The sequence below is a fragment of the Amycolatopsis sp. NPDC049691 genome (assembly GCF_040675005.1).
In the GTDB taxonomy this organism is placed as follows: Bacteria; Actinomycetota; Actinomycetes; order Mycobacteriales; family Pseudonocardiaceae; genus Amycolatopsis.
In genome coordinates this window covers 450,286-468,341 of sequence record NZ_JBFANX010000001.1, presented here as the reverse complement: position 1 = coordinate 468,341, position 18,056 = coordinate 450,286, and the positions used below count along the sequence as shown (strand labels likewise).

General features: G+C 72.6%; 14 protein-coding genes and 1 pseudogene. 11 read left to right on the top strand and 4 right to left on the bottom strand.

The window, feature by feature from the left end:
* Position 1: 1 nt before the first annotated feature.
* Positions 2 to 667 carry a helix-turn-helix domain-containing protein gene (locus AB0J40_RS02235; protein ID WP_364446301.1) on the bottom strand — a complete coding sequence of 222 codons (666 nt, stop codon included), beginning with the start codon at positions 665 to 667 and terminating at the stop codon, positions 2 to 4.
* A gap of 175 nt (positions 668 to 842) precedes the next feature.
* Here AB0J40_RS02235 and AB0J40_RS02230 point away from each other — a divergent pair, with 175 nt between their 5' ends.
* From AB0J40_RS02230 to AB0J40_RS02190, 9 genes are all read left to right on the top strand, one after another.
* Positions 843 to 2,306: an amino acid permease gene (locus AB0J40_RS02230; protein ID WP_364446299.1), complete on the top strand. Its 1,464-nt coding sequence runs from the start codon at positions 843 to 845 to the stop codon at positions 2,304 to 2,306.
* Positions 2,307 to 2,316: 10 nt separating this feature from the next.
* Positions 2,317 to 3,150: an urea amidolyase associated protein UAAP1 gene (locus AB0J40_RS02225; protein ID WP_364446298.1), complete on the top strand. Its 834-nt coding sequence runs from the start codon at positions 2,317 to 2,319 to the stop codon at positions 3,148 to 3,150.
* Complete coding sequence (locus AB0J40_RS02220; RefSeq protein WP_364446296.1) at positions 3,147 to 3,782, top strand: urea amidolyase associated protein UAAP2; 636 nt, start codon at positions 3,147 to 3,149, stop codon at positions 3,780 to 3,782. The genes AB0J40_RS02225 and AB0J40_RS02220 overlap by 4 nt, the downstream gene beginning before the upstream one ends.
* Entirely contained in the window at positions 3,779 to 7,306 is a 3,528-nt protein-coding gene (gene uca / locus AB0J40_RS02215; protein WP_364446292.1) for an urea carboxylase, read from the top strand. Before AB0J40_RS02220 ends, uca begins: the two co-directional genes overlap by 4 nt.
* On the top strand, positions 7,303 to 8,937 hold the full coding sequence (locus tag AB0J40_RS02210; RefSeq protein WP_364446291.1) for an allophanate hydrolase: 1,635 nt from the start codon (positions 7,303 to 7,305) through the stop codon (positions 8,935 to 8,937). Before uca ends, AB0J40_RS02210 begins: the two co-directional genes overlap by 4 nt.
* 33 nt (positions 8,938 to 8,970) lie before the next feature.
* Complete coding sequence (locus AB0J40_RS02205; RefSeq protein WP_364446289.1) at positions 8,971 to 10,035, top strand: hypothetical protein; 1,065 nt, start codon at positions 8,971 to 8,973, stop codon at positions 10,033 to 10,035.
* Between the two features lie 96 nt (positions 10,036 to 10,131).
* A complete protein-coding gene (locus AB0J40_RS02200) occupies positions 10,132 to 10,755 on the top strand; it encodes a DUF998 domain-containing protein (RefSeq protein ID WP_364446288.1) in 624 nt (207 codons plus the stop codon).
* A 127-nt stretch (positions 10,756 to 10,882) separates the two neighbouring features.
* Positions 10,883 to 12,127, top strand: coding sequence for a thiolase family protein (locus AB0J40_RS02195; RefSeq protein WP_364447275.1), 1,245 nt, complete (start codon positions 10,883 to 10,885; stop codon positions 12,125 to 12,127).
* Entirely contained in the window at positions 12,128 to 14,239 is a 2,112-nt protein-coding gene (locus AB0J40_RS02190) for a 3-hydroxyacyl-CoA dehydrogenase NAD-binding domain-containing protein (protein WP_364446286.1), read from the top strand.
* Here AB0J40_RS02190 and AB0J40_RS02185 read toward each other — a convergent pair.
* Complete coding sequence (locus AB0J40_RS02185) at positions 14,236 to 14,664, bottom strand: hypothetical protein (protein WP_364446285.1); 429 nt, start codon at positions 14,662 to 14,664, stop codon at positions 14,236 to 14,238. The genes AB0J40_RS02190 and AB0J40_RS02185 overlap by 4 nt on opposite strands.
* A gap of 71 nt (positions 14,665 to 14,735) precedes the next feature.
* On the opposite strand from AB0J40_RS02185, the pseudogene AB0J40_RS02180 reads away from it, so the two are divergent.
* Both AB0J40_RS02180 and AB0J40_RS02175 read left to right on the top strand, forming a co-directional pair.
* Positions 14,736 to 14,890, top strand: a pseudogene (locus tag AB0J40_RS02180) (twin-arginine translocation signal domain-containing protein); the annotation flags it as partial.
* A gap of 245 nt (positions 14,891 to 15,135) precedes the next feature.
* A complete protein-coding gene (locus tag AB0J40_RS02175) occupies positions 15,136 to 16,212 on the top strand; it encodes an alpha/beta hydrolase (protein WP_364446283.1) in 1,077 nt (358 codons plus the stop codon).
* 18 nt (positions 16,213 to 16,230) lie between these two features.
* On the opposite strand, the gene AB0J40_RS02170 is transcribed toward AB0J40_RS02175, so the two are convergent.
* Positions 16,231 to 17,355: a HAMP domain-containing sensor histidine kinase gene (locus AB0J40_RS02170; protein WP_364446282.1), complete on the bottom strand. Its 1,125-nt coding sequence runs from the start codon at positions 17,353 to 17,355 to the stop codon at positions 16,231 to 16,233.
* The gene (locus AB0J40_RS02165) at positions 17,352 to 18,029 is read right to left on the bottom strand and encodes a response regulator transcription factor (protein ID WP_364446280.1); all 678 of its coding nucleotides are present in this window, start codon (positions 18,027 to 18,029) and stop codon (positions 17,352 to 17,354) included. Before AB0J40_RS02165 ends, AB0J40_RS02170 begins: the two co-directional genes overlap by 4 nt.
* Positions 18,030 to 18,056 lie beyond the last annotated feature (27 nt).

The window sequence follows — 18,056 nt, the reverse complement described above, 5'->3', positions numbered from 1 at the left end:
ACTAGCCCGCGAGCGTCGCCAGCAGGGCGTGGGCCTCGGCGCGCAGCTCCTCCGTCGGCTCCGGCAGCCCTACCAGCCTGACCACCCCGTCGGCCCCTTCTCGCACATGGGCCTCGACGTCCAGCGCGGGGTCGTCGCGGCGGATCACCGCGATGCTCTCCACCAGGCCGAACACCAGGTCCGTGCGGATCGCCACCGAAGAAGGTGCCACGCCGGCCGCCGCCACCAGGCTTCCGTACGCCGACTTCAGCTCCGCCCGCTCCGCGCGGAAGCGGGCCAGGTTGGGCGACGACACCTCCGGCAGCAGGTACAGCGCCCCCAGGTTGTGGCGGGCTCCGCCGAGCAGGCCGATGTCGGCGTACGCCAGCGCCCACAACCGGACCGCCGCCGGGGCCGGGCCCGCGACCAGGCGGGCGGCCACGTCCAGCGACGGCCGGACCGTCTCGGCCAGCAGCGCCGCGAGGATGTCCTCCTTCGCCGGGAAGTGGTAGTAGAGCGACGCCTGGCGCAGGCCCGCGCGTTCGGCGATCGCGCGCGTCGTCGTCGCCGCGTAGCCGGCGTCCGTGAACAGCTCGCCCGCCGCGTCGAGCACCGCCTGCCGCGCGTCCGGCCGGTTCGCCGCCGCGCCGCTCGCCCTGGGCCTGCCGACCCCCGCCCCTTTGACCACGGCGGTGATCTTGCCAGGTCGGGCGCCCGGACACCCGCACCGAGGTGCGGTTACACCCGCATGTCGCCGTTGACGTCCCGTCGAGCGGGGCGTTAACGAGCCGCTAACGCGCCGGAGATCGAAAAGTCCTGACCCGGCCCTAATTTCTGTCGTGCGATCGAAAAAAGGAGCGCACATGCCCGACGAACTCGCCGCCTTCGGTTACCGCCAGGAGCTCCGCCGGTCACTGGGCGGGTTTTCCGCCTTCGCCGCCGGCTTCTCCTTCGTCTCGATCCTCACGACCGTCTTCCAGCTCTTCGGCTTCGGGTACTCCTTCGGCGGCCCGCTCTTCTTCTGGACGTGGCCGGTCGTCCTCGCCGGCCAGCTGCTCGTGGCCCTGAACTTCGCCGAGCTCGCCGCGCGCTACCCGCTGGCCGGATCCGTGTACCAGTGGGCGAAACAGCTCACCCGCGGCTTCCTCGGCTGGCTCGCCGGCTGGATGATGCTGCTCGGCTGCGTCGTCGCCCTCGCGGCCGCCGCGATCGCGCTGCAGGTCGTGCTGCCGTCGGTGTGGGACGGCTTCCAGCTCGTCGGCGGCGACCCGTCGGTGACGTCGCCGTCCGGCGCGGCCAACGCCGTGCTGCTCGGCACGCTCCTGCTCGTCTTCACCACCGCGGTCAACGCCGGCGGCGTCTGGCTGATGGCCCGGATCAACGACGTCGGCGTCGCGGCCGAACTGCTCGGCGTGGTCGTGCTCGTCACCGGGCTCGGGCTGTTCGCCGTCCGCGGCCCGCAGGTCGTGCTGCACGACGCCCCGGGCACGAGCGCCGGGCTCGGCGGCGTACTCGCTTCGGCGCTCATGGCGGCGTACGTGCTCTACGGCTTCGACACCGCCGCGTCGGTCGCGGAGGAGACGAAGAACGCGCGCAGGACGGCGCCGCGCGCGGTGCTGCGGGCCGTGCTCGTGTCCGGGATCGGCGGGCTGGCCGTGGTGGTCACCGCGCTGATGGCCGCGCCGAGCCTGACCGACGGGCAGCTCGCCGGCCACGGCCTGCCGTACGTGATCACCGCCGTCTTCGGCGACACCCTCGGCCGCGTCTTCCTCGCCGACGTCGCGATCGCCGTCGTCGTCTGCACCCTCACGATCCAAACGGGCACCGTCCGGCTGATCTACGCGATGGCCCGCGACGGCGCGCTCCCCGCGTCCGCCCGGCTTTCGTCGGTCAATCCGCGCACCGGGACGCCGGTCGCGCCGGCCCTGCTCTCCGGCGGGCTCGCGATCGGGCTGCTGCTGCTCAACTTCGGCAACCCCACGCTGTTCAGCACGATCACCGGGACGTCCGTGGTGGTCGTCTACCTGGCGTACCTGCTGGTCACCGGCCCCTTGCTGGTCAAGCGGCTGCGCGGGAGGTTCCCCGCGGAACCCGGCCGGTTCTCCCTCGGACGGTGGGGTGTTCCGCTGAACGGCGCAGCCGTCCTCTACGGGATCGCCATGATCGTCGACATCGCGTGGCCGCGCGCGGAGATCTACGACGTGACCGGTTCGGGCGCCCCCTGGATGCTGCTGTTCCCGATAGAGTTCGTCGGCGGCGCACTGGTGATCGGCTGGCTCTGCTGGCTGCGGCTGCGCCCCGCTCCCGCCCTCGAACCCGCGATCTGAGAGGACGTCCATGAGCACCACCGCCACCACCTACGGCGCCCGCGACCACGCCAGGGCCCAGGCAGGCACCGTGGTCGAAACCATGCCGTCGATCCCGGCGAGCACCTTCCCGGCGCCCCCTCCCGGGGTGGCGCCCGAGGCGCTGACCTGGGCGGAGACCGTGGCCGGGGGCGGCTACACGCACAAGGTGCTGGCCCGGGGCACGCGGCTGCGGCTCACCGACGTCGAGGGCGACGCCTGCGCGCACCTGCTGCTGTTCAACGCCGACCAGCCGTGGGAGCGGCTGAACGTCGCGGACACGGTGAAGGTGCAGTGGAACGCCTACCTCGGCGAGAAGGTGGCGCTGCTGTCGGACCAGGGGCGGGTGCTCGCCACGATCGTCGCGGACTCGAGCGGGCACCACGACGCCCTGTGCGGGACGTCCACTGTGGACGGCAACACCGAGCGCTACGGCGACGGCGCCCCGCAGGGCTCCTCCCCCGCCGGCCTGCCGCTGTTCACCTTGGCGGCGGCCAAGAACGGTCTCGGGCCGCGGGACCTGCCGCCGAGCCTGTCGTTCTTCCAGGGCGTGCGGGTGCAGCCGGAGGGCGCCCTGGAGTTCACCGGCTCCGCGGGCGCCGGGAAGTCCGTCGAACTGCGGATCGAAATCCCGGCGATCGTGCTCGTCGCCAACGTGGCGCACCCGGTCGACCCGCGGCCCGACTACACCGTGACGAACCTCGAAGTCCTCGCCTGGCGCGACCGGCCGGCCACCCCGGACAGTCCGGAGTGGACGCACTCGCCCGAGGCGCGGCGCGCGTTCGAGAACACCGCCGACTACCTGACCGCACGGGGGATCGCATGAGCACGGCGTACCAGTCCCAGCTGGAGCTGACCTTCGACGTCCCGGCGCGAGCCCCGTTCTCGACCGTGCTGAAGCGCGGCAGCGAGCTGGCGATCATCGACCTGGGCGGCAACCAGGCCGTCGACTTCCTCTGCTACGACGCGAACGACACGGCCAAGCGCTACAGCGCGGCGGCGACGATCGCCGCACAGCGCAGCATCTTCCTGACCACCGGCAGCGTCCTGCGCACCCAGGAGGGCGCGCCGCTGCTCACCGTGGTCGCCGACACGTGCGGCCGCCACGACACGCTCGGGGGCGCGTGCAGCAAGGAGTCCAACAGCCTCCGCTACGGCCAGCACACCCGGTTCCAGCACGCCTGCGTCGAGAACTTCCTCATCGAGGGCGCGAAGTGGGGGCTGGGCAAGCGCGACCTGGTCAGCAACGTCAACTGGTACATGAACGTGCCGGTCGAAGCGGACGGCACGCTCGGCATCGTCGACGGGATCTCCGCGCCGGGACTGGAAGTCCGGCTGCGCGCGGAAACCGACGTCCTCGTGCTCGTGTCGAACTGCCCGCAGATCAACAACCCCTGCAACGGGTTCGACCCGACGCCGGTCCGCATGGTCGTGACGGCTCCCGGGGGCAGCGAGTGAGGCTGCTCGTCGCCAACCGCGGCGAGATCGCGGTCCGGATCCTGCGCACCGCCCGGGAACTGGGTCTGGAGACCGTCGCGGTGTACTCCGACGCCGACCGCCTCGCCCCGCACGTGCGGCTCGCCGACCGGGCCGTACGGCTCGGCCCGGCGCCGGCCGCCGAGAGCTACCTGCGGGCCGGCGCGATCGTCCAGGCCGCCCTCGACACCGGCTGCGACGCCGTCCACCCCGGTTATGGCTTCCTGTCCGAGGACGCGGCGTTCGCCCGGGCCTGCGAGGCCGCCGGGCTCGCGTTCGCCGGCCCGGCACCGGAGCACCTGGAGGTGTTCGGCAGCAAGCACACCGCGCGCGAGGCGGCGATCGCGGCCGGTGTCCCGCTGCTGGCCGGGACCGGCCTGCTGTCCGATGTGGACGAAGCGCTGACGCGCGCGGAGACCGTCGGCTACCCGGTGATGCTCAAAGCGACCGGGGGCGGCGGCGGGATCGGCATGCGCGCCTGCGCGACCCCCGGCGAGCTGCGCGAGGCGTGGGACAGCGTCCGCAGCGTCGCGGCCAAGAGCTTCGCGAACGCCGGGGTGTTCCTCGAACGGCTGGTGCGCCGCGCCCGGCACGTCGAGGTCCAGGTGTTCGGCGACGGCTTCGGCGACGTGCTGGCCCTCGGCACGCGAGACTGCTCGCTGCAGCGGCGCAACCAGAAGGTCGTCGAGGAGTGCCCGGCGCCGGACCTGCCCGCCGCGGTCGGCAAGCAGCTCGTGGACTCCGCCGTCGCGCTGTGCTCGTCGGTGCGGTACCGCTCGGCGGGCACGGTCGAGTACGTGTACGACCCCGAACGCGAAGAGGCGGCCTTCCTGGAGGTCAACACCCGGCTGCAGGTCGAGCACCCGGTCACCGAGGCGGTGTACGGGGTCGACCTCGTGGCCTGGATGCTGCGCCTCGCCCAAGGCGATCGCGCGATGTTCCGCGCGGTGCCGGTCGCGCGCGGGCACGCCGTCGAGGCCCGGGTGTACGCCGAGGACCCGAGTGCGGGGCACCGGCCGAGCGCGGGCCTCGTCACGCGGGTCGCGCTGCCCGCGGACGCCCGCGTCGACACCTGGGTCGAACCGGGCACGACCGTCACCACGCACTACGACCCGTTGCTGGCCAAGGTGATCTGCACCGGCACCGACCGCGACGACGCCCTCGCACGCCTGCGGGAAGCGCTCGCGACGACCCGCGTCGACGGCGTCCGCACCAACCTCGGGCAGCTGCGGGCGGCGGCCGCCGACCCGGCGTTCGGCGCGGCGCGGCACGACACGTCCACTTTGGACGGGGTCGAGGACGCGGAACCGCGGATCGACGTCGTGCGCGGCGGGACGATGACCACCGTGCAGGACTGGCCGGGCCGCACCGGGTTCTGGCACGTCGGGGTGCCGCCGAGCGGCCCGATGGACGACCGCTCGCTACGGCTGGGCAACCTCGCGCTGGGCAACCCCGAAGGCGCGCCCGGCCTGGAGTGCACTGTGGACGGCGTGACGCTGCGGTTCTCCCACGCCACCCAGGTGTGCGTCACCGGCGCGCCCACCACCGTGCTGGTCGACGGCGCGGAAGTTCCGTTGTGGACACCGGTCGAAGTGCCCGCCGGGGGCACGCTCGACGTCCGGGCGTGCACGGCCGGGTTGCGCAGTTACGTGCTCGTCCGCGGCGGCGTCGACGTTCCCGGGTTCCTCGGCAGCGCGGCGACGTTCACCCTGGGCAAGTTCGGCGGGCACGGCGGCCGCGCGCTGGCCGTGGGCGACGTCCTGCGGCCCGGGCCCGAGCCCGCGGACCCGGTCGTCGGGCCGGTGGCGGACCGCCCGGACTTCGCGACGCACTGGACGATCGGCGCGCTCGAAGGACCCCACGCGGCACCGGAGTTCTTCACGCCCGAAGACGTCGACACGTTCTACGCCACCGACTGGCAGGTGCACTTCAACTCCGCCCGCACCGGTGTCCGGCTCGTCGGGCCGCGGCCCAAGTGGTCCCGCGCGGACGGCGGCGAGGCGGGCCTGCACCCGTCGAACATCCACGACACGCCGTACGCGATCGGCGCCGTCGACTACACCGGCGACCTGCCGATCCTGCTCGGCCCGGACGGGCCCAGCCTGGGCGGGTTCGTCTGCCCGGCGACGGTCGCCACCGGCGAGCGGTGGAAGCTCGGGCAGCTGCGCCCGGGCGACACCGTGCGGTTCGTGCCGATCGACACCGACCACGCGGCGGCGCTGCGGCGACGGCCGGCAACGGCGGTGACGTCCACTAGGGACACCCGTCACGACGGCGGCGTCATGGGCCGGCAGACCTCCGAAGGCGACGAGCCGTCGGTCACCTACCGCCGCAGCGGGGACGACAACCTGCTCGTCGAGTACGGCGAGATGAAGCTCGACCTGGCGCTGCGGATGCGGGTGCACGCGCTCGGCGAGCGACTGGCGGCCGAAGGCGTGCCGGGGATCGTCGACCTGACCCCCGGCATCCGGTCGCTGCAGGTGCACGTCGACCCGGACGCGCTGCCGGTCGGCAAGGCGCTGGGACTGGTGCGGGAGCTGGAGCGGGACCTGCCGCCGACGCACGCTCTCGAGGTGCCGAGCCGCAGTGTCCGGCTGCCGCTGTCGTGGGACGACCCGGCGACGCGCGAAGCGATCGAGCGGTACATGACCGGCGTCCGCGACGACGCGCCGTGGTGCCCGTGGAACATCGAGTTCATCCGGCGCGTCAACGGCCTGTCCACTGTGGACGACGTGTACCGCACGGTGTTCGACGCGGAGTACCTGGTGCTCGGCCTCGGCGACGTCTACCTCGGCGCGCCGGTCGCGACACCGCTGGACCCGCGGCACCGGCTCGTCACGACGAAGTACAACCCCGCCCGGACGTGGACGGCGGAGAACTCCGTCGGCATCGGCGGCGCGTACCTCTGCATCTACGGCATGGAAGGCCCGGGCGGCTACCAGTTCGTCGGCCGGACCGTGCAGGTGTGGAACAGCTGGCACGGCGGCGACCGGCCGTGGAACCTGCGGTTCTTCGACCGGATCTCCTGGTACCCCGTGTCGGCGGCGGAACTGCTCGACCTGCGCGCGAAGAGTTCGGCCGGGCAGCTGCCGCTGGACACCACCGACGGCACGTTCAAGCTGGCCGAGTACCAGAAGTTCCTGGCCGACAACGCTTCGAGCATCGCGGAGTTCCGGGCGACGCAGTCGGCGGCGTTCGAGGCGGAGCGGCGGGCCTGGGCCGCGGCGGGCGAGTTCGACCCGAAGCCGGAACCGGTGACGCGGCCGCCTCAGCGCGTCGAGGCGCCGCCGGGCGGCCACGTCGTCGAGGCGCCGTTCGCGGCGACGGTGTGGCGGGTGGACGTCACGGCGGGCGAGCGCGTCGACGACGCGCAGTCGCTGGTGACGCTGGAAGCGATGAAGACGGAGGCGCGGATCCCCGCGCCGGCCGGCGGTGAGGTGGTCGAAGTGCTCGTGTCCCCCGGCGACCAGGTCGCGCCCGGCACGCCGTTGGTGGTGCTGGGATGACCGCCGACGCACGCTTCCCCGCGGAGGCGGCGTCGAACACCGCGGTGGAGCGGGTGCGGGCCGCGTACCGGCGGATCGAGCAGGTGGACCGGCCGGAGATCTGGATCGACCTCCGGCCCGAAGCCGAAGTGGTGGCGGAAGCCGCCTCGCTGGCAGAGCGGGGGCTGCCGCTGTACGGCAAGCTCGTCGCGGTCAAGGGCAACATCGACGTCGCCGGGCTGCCGACGACCGCGGGCTGCCCGGCGTACGCGTACAAACCGGAAGCCGACGCGCCGGTCGTCGCGCGGCTGCGGGCGGCCGGGGCGCTGGTGCTCGGCACGACCAACCTCGACCAGTTCGCGACCGGCCTGGTCGGGACGCGCAGCCCGTACGGCGCGGTCCGGAACGCCGTCGACCCGGCGTACGTGTCGGGCGGGTCCAGCTCGGGGTCCGCGGTGGCGGTCGCCCTCGGCATCGTGGATCTCGCGCTGGGCACGGACACCGCGGGTTCCGGCCGGGTGCCGGCGGCGTTCAACGGGATCGTCGGGCTCAAGCCGACGCCCGGGCTGCTGCCGACGGAAGGGGTCGTCCCGGCGTGCGCGAGCATCGACTGCGTGTCGCTGTTCGCGCGGACGGTCGAGGAGGCGTCGTTCGCGCTGACCTGCCTGGCCGAACCGGCGCAGGTCCACACGGGACGGTTCCGCCTCGGCGTGCCGGCCGAGCCGGGGCCGTTGGCGGCGGGGTGGGCGGAGGCGTTCGACGCCACCGTCGCGGACTACGCCGCCGCCGGTGTCGAAGTGACCACTGTGGACGTATCGGCTTTCCTGGAGGCGGCGCAGCTGCTGTACGGCGGCGCGTTCGTCGCCGAGCGGTACACCGCGGTCGGCGAGTTCGTCGACGCCCACCCGGAGGACGTCGACCCGGTAGTGCGGTCGATCATCGGGCCGGCCCGCGACATCCGCGCGCACCGGCTGTTCGCGGACCAGCGCAGGCTGGCCGGGCTGCGGACCGAAGCGCTGGCGACACTGGCGGGCGTCGACGCACTGCTGTTGCCGACGACGACCGAGCACCCGACGATCGCGGAGGTCGCCGCGGACCCGGTCGCGGTCAACGCGCGGCTGGGCCGGTTCACCAACTCGACCAACCTGTTCGGGCTGTCGGCACTGTCGGTCCCGGCGGGCACGGTGGCCGGTCGCCCGTTCGGCGTGATGCTGGTCGGCGCCCCGCACGACGACCTGAAACTGGCGGCGCTGGCGGGGCTGCGGACTTCCCGCATCCCGATCGTGGTGGTCGGCGCGCACCTGCGTGGCCAGCCGCTGAACCACGAGCTGACCTCGCGCGGCGGCCGGTTCGTGTCGTCGGTCTCCACGGCCGAGTCGTACCGGCTGTACGCGCTGGACACGGTGCCGCCGAAGCCGGGGCTGGTCCGGGTCGCCTCCGGGGGCGTTTCGGTGGCGGCCGAGGTCTGGGAGCTGTCGGCCCGGGGGTTCGGCGAGTTCGTGGCCGGGATCCCGGCTCCGCTGGCGATCGGCAAGCTGGAACTGGCGGACGGCAGGTGGGTGTCCGGCTTCCTGTGCGAGCCGGCGGCAACGGAGGGCGCGGAGGACATTTCGGCGAAGGGCGGCTGGCTGGCCCACCTCGGCTCCCGATGACACCACCCTGCCCACCGTGCTGAACTGAAGCGGATGAGCTATATCGAGGGCGATCTCTACACCCCGGTCGAAGCCGACGAGCGGCACCTGCTCCGCGTCATCTTCGAACCGCTGCGCGAGCACGGGAAGTGGCCGACGTGGCGGTACGTCGACCGGACGTTCCGGGCGACCGGCAGGACCACCGAGGCCCACCTGAGCCTGTTGCCGGTCATCCGGCTCGGCGGCCCTTCACTCCGGGAGTACGGCCTCGTCCGCTTCAGCGAACCGCAGCGGACCGACCGGACCACGGTGAGCCTGACCGTGGCGGCCGGACTGCACCTGCCCGAGTTCCGCCCCTACAGCGAGTTCTTCCTCCGCATCCTCCGCCTCGTGATCGCCCGGCTGCCGGAGGCACCCTTCGAGGTGCCCCCGGTCACCCTCAGCGCCGCCGAGCTGAAGAAGCTGGACGGATCCCTGGACGACGCGATCCTGCGGCTCGTCCCCGAACTGTTCCACGCCGAACTCGCCCCGCTCCTGAACGACCCGGCCGGACCCCGCGACGGCGACGAGTGGTCCATGACCCTGAATCCCGCGCACCTGGACGAATTCACCGGCGTCACCACCATCGAGGACTACCTCGTCCGCTTGGTGAACTGGCTGGACGAGGCGGTGCCCGAGCTTCCCGAAGAAGCCGTGGCACCCCGCGCTCATTCGCCCGGCTACGCCGACGACGGCATCATCGCCCGCCTCGACGCGGCACAGACCGGCACCCGGTGGGATCTCACCAAGCTGCTCACGCTCCTGCGCGAGCTGAACGCGAACCACCGCATGGAGAACACCTACGCCACGCACACCTTGCTGCGGGCCATCCTCGACCACGTGCCGCCGATCTTCGGCAAAGGCAGTTTCAAGTCGGTCGCCGAGCAGTACGCCTGGGGCGTGACGGACAAGAAGTACATCAAGCGGCTGGAAGAGTTCCGCGCCCAAGGGGATGACGCTCTGCACCGGATGATCCGCGAACGGCAGGACATCCTCGCGTTCGACGATCTTCCGCCTCGCATGCTGCTCAACCGGCTGCTCGACGAGGTCGTGGCCATTCTGACCGCGGGACGGCCGTGACCCGGCGGTAACGATCGGCTGCCCGGCGCGGTAACGAGCCTTCAGCGACCGCACCGGGGCTGCCGATGAACCCGGTAGCGACCCCTGGAGGCGGCCATGACCACGGCGACCCGATCCCCGCAGACCACGCTCGTCCACTCCTACCTGTTCCTGCGCCGGGCCATCGGCCTGATCGGCCTGGCCCTGCCGTTCGTCCTCGTCTTCGGCAAGCAGATCTTCGACGGCGGCGAGCTCGAGGGCTCGCTCAGCGCCTACTACTACACCGACCTGCGCAACGTCTTCGTCGGCGCGATGTGCGCCGCCGGGGTGTTCCTGCTCGCCTACTACGGCCACGACTTCGTCGACAACGTCGCCAGCAGCGTCGCCGGGCTCGGGGCGATCGGGCTCGCGCTGTTCCCCGCGACGCCGGACCACGACGTGACGGCGTGGGACCGCACCTCCGGCGTGCTGCACCTGACCTTCGCGGCCGTGTTCTTCCTCGCCCTCGCCTACTTCTGCCTGCGCCTGTTCCCCCACGACGGCGAGCAGCCGCCCGGTGTCGGCGTCGTCTACCGCGTCTGCGGCGTGGTGATCCTGGCCGCACTGGTGCTGATCGCGGTGACGAGCCGGCTGCGGCTGGTGCCGGAGCTGCACCCGGCGCTGTGGCTGGAGAGCGCGGCGGTGTGGGCGTTCGGGGTGGCCTGGCTCGTGAAGGGCCAGACGCTCAACAGTGTGCCGTAGCCCACTCGACCGGGCCACAGCACTGGTTACCGACGGGTAACAAGGGCTATCGTGCGGGCAAAGACCTCTACTTCATGGAGCTTCAGTGGCCGCACCAGCAACGCCGCTCGCGCCGAACGCGCGGGGCGTGCGAAACGTCGCCTTCGTCGAGGGGGTACGGACCCCCTTCGGCAAGGCCGGCGACAAGGGCATCTACGCCGGGACCCGGGCCGACGACCTCGTCGTCAACACCATCCGCGAGCTGCTGCGGCGGCACCCCGAGCTGCCGCCCGAGCGGGTCGACGAGGTGGCCATCGCCGCCACCACCCAGATCGGCGACCAGGGCCTGACCATCGGCCGCACCGCCGCGCTGCTGGCCGGCCTGCCGAAGTCCGTCCCGGGCTTCGCGATCGACCGCATGTGCGCCGGCGCGATGACAGCCGTCACGACCACCGCGTCCGGCATCGGCTTCGGCGCCTACGACATCGCCATCGCCGGCGGCGTCGAGCACATGGGCCGCCACCCGATGGGCGAAGGCGTCGACCCGAACCCGCGGATCATCGCCGACAAGCTCGTCGACCCGACCGCGCTCGTCATGGGCCAGACCGCCGAGAACCTGCACGACCGCTTCCCCGCGATCACCAAGCAGCGCACCGACGCCTACGCCGCGCGCAGCCAGGAGAAGTACGCCGAGGCCGTCAAGACCGGCAAGATCGGCCCCGAGCTGGTTCCGGTCGCCACCCGCTCCAAAATTCAATCAGCGGAGCGAAGCTCCTCCGTTGAGGGTGGCGGCGGGGGCATGGATGGACTGGGCTGGGGGCTGGCCACCGAGGACGAGCCGCCCCGCCCGGGCACCACGCTGGAAACCCTCGCGAACCTCAAGACGCCGTTCCGCCCGCACGGCCGGATCACCGCCGGCAACGCCGCGGGCCTCAACGACGGCGCCACCGCGTCGCTCCTCGCCGACGAGGACACCGCCCGCGAGCTGGGCCTGCCGGTCGCCATGCGGCTGGTCGGCTACTCCTTCGCCGGCGTCGAGCCGGAGGTCATGGGCATCGGCCCGGTGCCGGCCACCGAGAAGCTGTTCAAGCGCACCGGCCTGTCCATCGACGACATCGGCCTGTTCGAGATCAACGAGGCCTTCGCCGTGCAGGTGCTGGCCTTCCTCGACCACTTCGGCATCGACGACGAAGACCCGCGCGTCAACCAGTGGGGCGGCGCGATCGCGTGCGGCCACCCGCTGGCCTCGTCCGGCGTCCGGCTCATGACGCAGCTGGCCCGCCAGTTCGCCGAGCGGCCCGACGTCCGGTACGGCATGACGACGATGTGCATCGGCATCGGCATGGGCGGCACCGTGATCTGGGAAAACCCGGCCTTCGAGGGGGCGAAGTAAATGACTTTCACCGCTGAAGAAGCGAAGGCGGCCTTCCCGGACGAGGTCGTCACGCACGCCGTGACGCGCCTGGTGAAGGTGCCCGGGCTCACCAAGCCCGTCGCGCTCATCACGCTCGACAACGGCCACGACCACACGCGGCCGAACACCTTCGGCCCGCAGGGGCTCGTCTCGCTGAACACCGCGCTGGACAAGGCGTTCGAGGCCGAGCCGGCTGCGATCGCCGTCACCGGCAAGCCGTTCATCTTCGCCGTCGGCGCGGATCTGTCCGGTGTGGAATCGGTGAGCGACCCGAAGCTGGCGCGCGAGATCGCCCAGACCGGGCACGACGTGTTCCGCCGTCTCACCGAGTCGAAGATCCCGACGTTCGGGTTCGTCAACGGCGCGGTCATGGGCGGCGGCCTGGAGCTGGCGCTGTCCTGCCACTACCGGACGCTGTCGGAGAACACCGCCGCCATCGCGTTCCCCGAGGTCTTCCTCGGCCTGTTCCCGGGCTGGGGCGGCACGCAGCTGCTGCCGAACCTCATCGGCGCGGACGCCGCCGTGACGGTGATCATCGAGAACGCCCTGGCGCAGAACAAGATGCTCAACGTCAAGCAGGCGGCCGAGCTCGGCATCGTCGACGAGGTCTTCGGCTCGGCCGACTACCTCGAGCAGTCGCTGCTGTGGCTGGCTCGCGTCGTCAACGGCGAGCTCACCCCGGCCCGCCGCGAGATCGACCGCGGCTCCGGCTGGGACGCCGCCATCGCCCGCGCGAAGTCCCTTGTGGACGGTCGCACGCACGGCGCGTCGCCGGGCGCGACCAAGGCCGTCGAGCTGCTGGAGCTGGCCCGCGAGAACGACCTCGACCGCGGCTACGCGGCCGAGACCGACGCCCTCGCCGAGCTGCTCATGTCCGACGTCCTGCGGGCCGGGCTGTACTCGTTCAACCTGGTCAACAAGCGCGCCAAGCGCCCGGCGGGCGCGCCGGACAAGTCCCTGGCCCGCAAGGTGAACAAGGTCGGCATCGTCGGCGCCGGCCTGATGGCCAGCCAGCTCGCGCTGCTGTTCGTGCGCCGCCTGAAGGTGCCGGTCGTGCTGACCGACGTCGACCAGGAGCGCGTCGACAAGGGCGTCGGCTACGTCCACGCGGAGATCGACAAGCTGCTGGGCAAGAAGCGCCTCTCGCCGGACGGCGCGAACCGGCTCAAGGCGCTCGTCACCGGCTCGCTCGACAAGGCCGCCTTCGCCGACGCCGACTTCGTCATCGAAGCCGTCTTCGAGGAGCTGGGCGTCAAGCAGCAGGTGTTCGCCGAGCTGGAGCAGCACGTCTCCCCCGAGGCGATCCTCGCGACGAACACCTCGTCGCTGTCGATCACCGCGATGGCGTCGAAGCTGCGGCACCCCGAGCGGGTCGTCGGCTTCCACTTCTTCAACCCGGTCGCCGTGCTGCCGCTGCTGGAGATCGTCCGCGGCGAGCGGACCGACGACGCGTCCCTGGCGACGGCGTTCTCGGTCGGCAAGCAGCTGAAGAAGTCCAGTGTGCTGGTGAAGGACGCGTCGGCGTTCGTCGTCAACCGGCTCCTGCTGCGCTTCCTCGGCGAGGTGCTGGTCACCGTCGACGAGGGCACGCCGTTCGACGTCGCCGACCGGGCGCTGGAGCCGCTGGGCCTGCCGATGACGCCGCTGACGCTGATGCAGCTCGTCGGCCCGGCCATCGCGCTGCACGTCGGCGAGACGCTGCACGAGGCGTTCCCGGACCGGTTCACCGTGTCCGAGAACCTCGCCAAGTTCGTCAAGGCGGGCAAGAAGGGCGTCTGGGTCTGGGACGACCAGGGCAACGCGTCGGTGGACCCGGAGGTCGCTTCGCTCTGGACTCAGGGTGACAAGCCGTCCACTTCGGAGCAGGTGCGCGAGCGGGCGCTGTCGGCCATCGCCGAGGAGATCCGGATCATGCTCGACGAGGGCGTGGTCGCCGAGGCCCAGGACATCGACCTGTGCCTGATCCTCGGCGCGGGCTGGCCGTTCTGGAACGGCGGCATCACGCCGTACCTGGACCGCTCCGGGGTGTCCGAGCGCGTGAACGGCAAGCCGTTCCTCGCCCCGGGCGTCGCCTCGGTTCCGGCGCGCTAGTACTCGCACTCCCGAGGGCACTTCGGCGGCGGCGCGGTGAGTTTCAGCTGCGCCGCCGCCGCGTCGGAGTCGATGACCGTCACGCGCTCGGCCGTGCGGAAGCGGGCGTGCAGCTCCTGCGCCCAGGCCTTGAGGTCGGTGCCCGGGACGGCGAGCAGCGAGACCGACGGCGGGTCCACGAACACCCGCCGCGCTTTGGGCTCGGCACGGACGGCCGGCAGCGCCGCCCGCAGCTCGTCGTCGGCGGGGAAGACCACGACAACCGCCGCGCAGAGCGTGTGGCCGGCCAGGGGCGCCGGGTTCGTGTCCACCGGCAGGTCCGGCGGGCGCTTCAGGGCCGCGACGCCGAACGCCAGGCCCACACCGGCGGCCAAGGCCAGCGCGACGGCCGGGGCGACCGCGCGGACCAGGGGCGTCTCTTCCACAGCCAAGATCACAGCACACGTCGGCCGCCGGGACACCGGCCGTTCACCCCGGCGGCTCAACGTCCGCGCGTGACCACCGCCGGTTCCTCAAGGGCGCCGGGCTCGCGGCCGCCGCCACGGGACTCCCCCTCCCGATCCCGACGTCGAGGTGAGCCGGTTGGGCGGCCGCTACCAGTGGCTGGTGGGCGACCACCACACGCACAGCCAGTACTCCTACGACGCGATGGTGCTCGGCGTGCCCGTGGTCGGTGAAGACGATCCAGTCGGCGCCGTGCGCCCGCCCGCCGCGGGCGATCTGCCCGATCCGGTACGTCGGAAGAACAGGCGAAGCGCATCCGCGCGCCCGTGGTACTGATCAACCACCCGGGTGCGCGGCTCGAACGGCGCCGCCGAGCCCACTCCGGACGTCGTCGGGCAGGCGAACCCGTTCGAGGACTTGTGGTTGTACGCGAACCCGATTTTTGTGGACGTGTGCTGAAAGGACTGTCGCGCCGGCTGCTCGTGCGGTCGATCATGACCGGGCTGCGGCTCCTGCTGCGGCTGCCGGAGCCGGTGCTGCGCGTGCTCGCCGGGCGACCGGTCGTGGTCGACGGGCGGCAGCCGGTGCCGACCGCCCGGGTGCTCATCCGCGTCGCGCGCTTCGCGCCGTTCGACGCGCCGCACCGGAACGGCAGCCTCACGCGGGCCCGGGCCGAGCTGAACCTGGCGGGCGCGCTGGCCGGCGCCGGGATCTGCCCGGGCGTCCGGACGCGGGACCTCTCGTGGCCCGGGCCGGGCGGGCCGCTGCCGCTGCGGTGGTACGAGCCGGCCGGGCTGCCGGCGCCCGGACCGGCGATCGTGTACTTCCACGGCGGCGGGTTCGTCCTCGGCAGCCTGGACACGCACGAGGGCGCGTGCCGGCTGCTGGCCGAGGAGGCCGGCGTCCGGGTCGTGTCGATCGGCTACCGGCTGGCCCCGGAACACCCGTTCCCCGCCGCGGCTTCGGACGCGGTCGCGGCGTTCGCGTTCGTCCACGGCCACGCGGCCGAGTTCGGCATCGACCCGGCGCGGCTGGCGGTGGGCGGCGACAGCAGCGGCGGCAACCTGGCGGCGGTGGTGGCCCACGCGGCGGCCCGCGGCGAGCTGCCCCGGCCGGCGTTCACCCTGCTGCTGACCCCGGCGACGGACGCGCTCGGCGAGTCGGCGTCGCACCGCCAGTTCGGCTCGGGCTTCCGGCTGGACCGGGACGAATGGGCTTGGTACCGCGCGCAGTACGTGCGAGACCCGACGCTGTACACGGACCCGCGGGCTTCGGTCCTCTACGACGACGCCCTCGACGGCCTCCCGCCGACATACGTGGCAACGTGCGGCTTCGACCTGCTTCGTGACGAAGGCGAGGCCTACGCGGCGCGGCTCGCTTCCGCCGGAGTCCCGTTGGTCCACCGCCGCCACGAAGGACAGCTCCACGGCTTCGCGAACCGGGTGGGGATCGACCCGGACGCCCGCGCGGCCATGATCCACGCGGCGGGTGTTCTCCGCGCCGGCCTCGCCCTCCCGCGGCTCTCGTGACAAGCCGCGGCAGACTGCTTACCGGACGGGGAGGTGGACGGTCACCCCGAGGCCGCCGCCCACGATCGGTTCCGCCGTCACGTTTCCGCCGTGCGCCGCCACCGCCGCGCGGACGATCGACAGCCCGAGCCCCGCGCCCGAGCGGGCCGTCCGGGCCACGCCCGCCCGGCGGAACGGCTCGAACAGCTCCGCCACCGTCGCCGGGTCGACCAGGCCGCCGGACGAGCGGACCCGCAGCGTCGACCACTGCGGCCCCGGCTGGGTCATGACCTCCAGCCAGCCGCCCTCGACGTTGTGGCGGACGCCGTTCTCCAGCAGGTTGCCCGCGATCCGCTCCAGCAGCGCCGGGTCGCCGAACGCGGGCGCCGGCACCACCGCGAACGTCGCCCGGATCCCGCGTTTCTCGGCTTCGAGCCGGACCGCGCGCCACGCCCGGTCGACGACCACCGCCAGGTCGACCGGCTCGCGGACGCCGAGCCCGGCGCCGTCGGTGCGGGCCAGCAGCAGCAGCGAGTTCACCAGCTGCCCGGCGCGTTCGGTGGCGTCGCGGACCACCCCGCCCATCCGGCGCAGCTCGGCTTCGTCGGCGTCGTCGTCGGCGAGGGTGACGTCGAGTTCCGTGCGGATCACCGACAACGGCGTCCGCAGCTCGTGGCTCGCGTTGGCGACGAAGTGGCGCTGCGCGTCGAAGGCGGCCTGGAGCCGGTCGAGCATGTCGTCGAACGTCTCCGCCAGCACGGCCAGCTCGTCGCGCGGGCGCACCTCGCCGATCCGCTCCCCCAGCGACTCGACCGACAGCCGCCGCGCGGTGCCGGTGATCTCCCGCAGCGGCAGCAGGACGCGGGAGGTGAACGTCCAGGCGAGGATCGCCGCGGCCGCCACCACCAGCAGGAACGCGATCGACCCGAACAGCAGCATCCGGTCGCGGGCGTGCACGCGCAGGTGCTCGGCGAGCGTCGACGCGTCGACCGTGACGCCGTCGACGACGACCGTGCTGCCCGGCGGCATCTGCGGGACGGTGTCGAGCGAGTCGCGCACCAGCGTCCAGGCGAGCCAGAGCAGCAGCAGGCTGACGGCGGCGACCAGCACGGTCGCCAGCAGGGTGATCCGGGCGCGGAGGCTGCGGGTGCCCGGCAGGTTCACGCGCGCTGCGCGCCGGGTTCCGGCACCCGGTACCCGGACCCGACGACCGTCTCGATGATCCCCGGCTCGCCGAGCTTCTTGCGCAGCGTCATGACGGTGACCCGGACGGTCGTGGTGAACGGGTCGGCGTTCTCGTCCCAGACGCGTTCGAGGAGTTCCTCGCTGCTGACCACCGATCCGGCGGCCTGCAGGAGGACCTCGAGGACGCCGAACTCCTTGCGCGTCAGCTCGACCGGCCCGCTCGCCCGCCGGACGGTCCGCTTGGCCGGGTCCAGCTCGACGTCGCCGGCGGTGAGCAGCGGCGGCGCGGCCGGCGTCGCCCGGCGGCCGAGCGCCCGGACGCGGGCGACCAGCTCGGGGAAGGCGAACGGCTTGGCGAGGTAGTCGTCGGCGCCGAGGGACAGCCCGTCGACGCGGTCGGACACCGAGCTGCTCGCGGTGAGCATCAGCACCCGGGTCAGCTCCCCGGACGCGACGATCTCCCGGCACAGCTCGTCCCCGGACATCCCGGGCAGGTCCCGGTCCAGCAGCACGACGTCGTACCGCGTGACGGCGGCCTTCTCGTGCCCGTCGTCCCCGGTGAGCGCGACGTCCACGGCCATGCCCTCGCGGCGCAGCCCGCGGGCGATCGCGTCGGCCAGGGGTTCTTCGTCCTCGACTACCAAAACTCGCACGAGCCCACAATCCCATATTTTCCTGAG